The sequence below is a fragment of the Halomonas citrativorans genome, from assembly GCF_900163645.1.
Classification (GTDB): domain Bacteria; phylum Pseudomonadota; class Gammaproteobacteria; order Pseudomonadales; family Halomonadaceae; genus Vreelandella; species Vreelandella citrativorans.
This window is the reverse complement of record NZ_FUKM01000060.1, coordinates 1-3,502: the sequence shown is the minus strand read 5'-3', so window position 1 is coordinate 3,502 and position 3,502 is coordinate 1. Positions and strand designations below refer to the sequence as shown.

5 protein-coding genes are annotated in these 3,502 nt (G+C 44.8%); 4 read left to right on the top strand and 1 reads right to left on the bottom strand.

What is annotated here, in order from left to right; translation table 11 throughout:
* Nucleotides 1–331: 331 nt before the first annotated feature.
* A complete protein-coding gene (tnpB, locus tag CZ787_RS17625; protein WP_176372254.1) occupies nt 332–595 on the bottom strand; it encodes an IS66 family insertion sequence element accessory protein TnpB in 264 nt (87 codons plus the stop codon).
* Between the two features lie 668 nt (nt 596–1,263).
* Between tnpB and CZ787_RS17620 the strand changes: the two genes are divergently transcribed.
* The 4 genes from CZ787_RS17620 to CZ787_RS17605 form a co-directional block, all read left to right on the top strand.
* Nucleotides 1,264–1,806: a fimbrial protein gene (locus CZ787_RS17620; RefSeq protein ID WP_087111693.1), complete on the top strand. Its 543-nt coding sequence runs from the start codon at nt 1,264–1,266 to the stop codon at nt 1,804–1,806.
* A 98-nt stretch (nt 1,807–1,904) separates the two neighbouring features.
* Nucleotides 1,905–2,336 (top strand): molecular chaperone, encoded by a 432-nt coding sequence (locus CZ787_RS17615; protein ID WP_087111691.1) that lies wholly within the window; start codon nt 1,905–1,907, stop codon nt 2,334–2,336.
* Nucleotides 2,282–2,635, top strand: a complete 354-nt coding sequence (locus CZ787_RS19295; RefSeq protein WP_087111689.1) for a hypothetical protein — start codon at nt 2,282–2,284, stop codon at nt 2,633–2,635. The genes CZ787_RS17615 and CZ787_RS19295 overlap by 55 nt, the downstream gene beginning before the upstream one ends.
* Nucleotides 2,619–3,502: FimD/PapC N-terminal domain-containing protein (locus CZ787_RS17605; protein ID WP_176372253.1), on the top strand; the 884-nt coding region annotated here is incomplete at its 3' end. The genes CZ787_RS19295 and CZ787_RS17605, both read left to right, overlap by 17 nt.

Here is a 3,502-nt window from a genome sequence, read left to right as displayed (position 1 = left end):
CCGATGGTAGTGTGGGGTCTCCCCATGCGAGAGTAGGTCATCGTCAGGCACTTATTTAACAAAAAACCCAGCCACCCGGCTGGTTTTTTTGTGTGCGTGAAAGAAAATCAGAAAAATCTCCATGGACAAGCCGGCCTTCGTCGGCTTTGCACGATCATCGTCAAGCACTTATAAAATCCCCTCAATTTCCATGAGTCTGGGGGCTTGGTGAGCAGTGGATGAGCCTCCCCGGTTATATTCCGAAGACTATGGGGAGGGGTTGGCTAACAGCCCGCTGAAAGTAAAGCACTTTGTGAGGCTTTGGGGCGTTCAGGTCAATACCATCCAGCATCTAGTTAAGCTCTTGACCGGTTAGCGTCACGGTCTCGCCATCAAGATGCGTTGGCCATTTAAATCGCTCACGCTCCAGGTGCTTGTACCATATCACAAGACCGTTACGTTCTTTTTGCTTATCGCGCGGGCGATTACCGAACACGAGCAGCGCTTGATCGAATGGGTTCAATACTATGGCTTTCTGGACCAGCAGTGCCAAGCTATCAGTTTGCTTGCGCATATCCACTGGGTCTCGGCATAGGTATACCACTGAACGAATCATGGGGACATCTTCACTGCAACAACGCGGTGGCATAGATGGCCTAACCCAAAACACCTGAGTGGAATTGAGTCCACGGCTAACGATGATCTCCAAAGCCATCAGAGTGATCAGCCAATGTTGATCTGAGTAGATGGGGGTTATGGCGTGCTTGCTCTGATGTCGGAATATCGCATTGTCAGCTAAAGGATAAAGCCCTTAACTGATAGTCATAAAGCAGCGCGAAGGCATTTTTAAACCGATGCTATAGTAATATAACCCCATGTCTAGAGCGGTATTGTCCTCTGTCAAGTTGCGTTTTTTCGGGATCACCGGGCTGATTCTTTGTTTCTTGACCTGTAGCAATAACAGAAGCAACGAAGTGCCTTAATATGGTTGCATAATTTATGGTTTCTTGTTGAGGCTTAAAAAGCTTATAAAGAAATTCATAATCATAATCATAATCATAATCATAATCATAATCATAATCATAATTAGAGCTAGAGCTAGAGCTAGAGCTAGAGCTAGAGCTAGAGTCATAATATATTAATTATAAGTAGATAAAAAGCTTAGTGTAAGAATAAAGTGTCTCATTGAATTAATGTAGACACTTGATACGTCATTTATGACGCGTGTAAAAGGTTTCAATACGCGCTTTTCTCAATCTAGATACATTTTTCAGGAGAAGTACAATGAAACAATGCGTCACTCTCACTGCCCTAGCAGTTGCATTACTTGCCTTGCCCCTCTCGGCTATGGCAGTTAACACCATTACATTTGATGGTGAAGTTACTGCTCAAACTTGCACAGTGAACGTTGAGGGATCAACAGATCCTGTAATTTTGCTGTCGAGTATACCTCAAACTGATTTAGACGGTGCTGTTGGGAAAGTGGGTGGTGAGACTTCCTTTAATATCAACCTGGTTGGCTGTGCCTCTGGAGCGACGGCCGAAACTTATACCACTCGCTTTTCTCCGATTAGCCCTACCACATCGGGCAACTTGAGTAACACTGCGGCTTCCGGGGCTGCTGACGTAGCTCTTCAACTTCTGGATGGGCCCAGTGGTGGGGTTGTGGACTTTAGCAATGGTGCCGTCAACGCCGGAGCTATAGAACTAGCCGCAGGTGATACAACCGCCTCAGGAACCTACGCCGTTCAATATGTTGCTGAGGCCGCTACCGTGGGGGTGGGTCCCGTTACAGGAGCCGTAATGTATACCGTGCGATACGAGTAAATATATTGCTGTAAAGTTATGTAACTGCTAGGTAGTCGAATTAGTATCTCGGCTATCTAGTTGCCCTTTGTTTCTTTTCATCACATAAAAGGCGCCACGTGACAAGTAAGTCGATATCTACATCTATAAATATTCTATTGTTATTCTTGATTTTTTCTCTGCCCGGATTGGCATGTGCCAGCCTGATTGTTACAGGCACACGTGTCATTTATGAGTCTGCTAGTACGGGTAGAAGTGTAGAAATATCGAGTTCAGATGACTTCCCGAATATCGTTCAGGCATGGATAGATGCTGATGAAAACAGTACAGGTCTAGGAGAAGCTGATGCGCCTTTTGTTGTCACCCCGACTGTTGCAAGAGTAGACCCCAGAGGAAGTCAGACCCTGCGTGTGCTTTATACGGGCAACAATCTTCCTTCAGATAAAGAAAGTATTTTTTACCTCAATGTACTTCAGATTCCGCAAGCACCAACCATTTGCAATTTTTGTTACGTAGTCAAATTAAATTTTTTTATCGACCTTCAGGATTAAAAAACAACCCCACTTTTCATCCTGATAGTATTGTATTTACGCTCGTAAACAAGGGAGGGGATGATTGGGCTATCAATGTCGAAAACACGAGTCCTTATTACGCCTCTTTTAGTGGAGCCACAGTAGCGTCTGGTGGGCGAGAAATAGACTTACAGACAACCATGCTGGCACCTTTCAGTAAAGATAGCTGGACGGCTAAGCTATCGGACTCGCTTCGAGGTGGAGAAATAACCCTTAAAGCACGACTAATTAATGATTACGGGTCGATTGAGGAGATCGCCCATGATTTACATCCTTAAAGCAAGGTCACCTGGATTATCGCTGTTCTTGTTCACGATTATTTTTCTTTCTGCTAATAAAACGAGTTTTGCTCAAACAGAGTGTCTTTTTGATGATTCTTTGTTAAAAGGTTGGGACAGTACACAAGGGGACCTTTCTCGTTTTAATGATACAGAGCAACGTGATGCTGGTCAGTATGATGTTGAGATCTATATTAATGATAGACGCAAGGGGCGTAGTATCGTTGACTTTCAAATTAACCCTCAAACGAATAATCTCGAACCTTGCTTTACGGCCGAGCAATTAGATGAGGATCTGTTAAGCAAGTGGGATAGCAGTATGCCCGCTACTAGCACGGGATGCTTCTTCATTTCACAATCCTTGCCTGGAGCAACCTACTACTTTCAGATCGACAGGTTAATATTACGGCTTACTATACCGCAAGCTTTACTACATAATGAAATACAAGGCCATATTGACCCGCAGTCGTGGGACGCGGGAGAGAGTGCGCTGTTTGCCAATTATGATGCGAATTGGTATCGATCACAATATCAAAATAATGGCAATAACCAATACGATTACGCTTACACTAGCCTGCACAGTGGCTTTAACCTTGGCCTCTGGCGTTTGCGGCACCAGTCTAATTACACCTACTCTAAATCCGGAGATCAAACACGCTCTAAGTGGAATAACATACGCACCTATGCTCAACGCTCTATTCCACAGTGGAACAGTGAATTGACATTAGGCGAGAGCTTCACCTCAGGGCAACTGCTAGGATCGGTCCGCTACAGAGGTGTCGGTATTAAATCTGATGTGAGAATGTTAGCTCCTAGGTTCTGTACGAAAAGTCGGCTCGCAAGCAGAGGCCTATGCACGCCACGCAT

What these genes read in the sequence shown, in the direction of transcription:
- tnpB (WP_176372254.1), bottom strand. Translation starts at nt 595, where the DNA reads ATGATTCGTTCAGTGGTATACCTATGCCGAGACCCAGTGGATATGCGC.
- CZ787_RS17620 (WP_087111693.1), top strand. Translation starts at nt 1,264, where the DNA reads ATGAAACAATGCGTCACTCTCACTGCCCTAGCAGTTGCATTACTTGCC.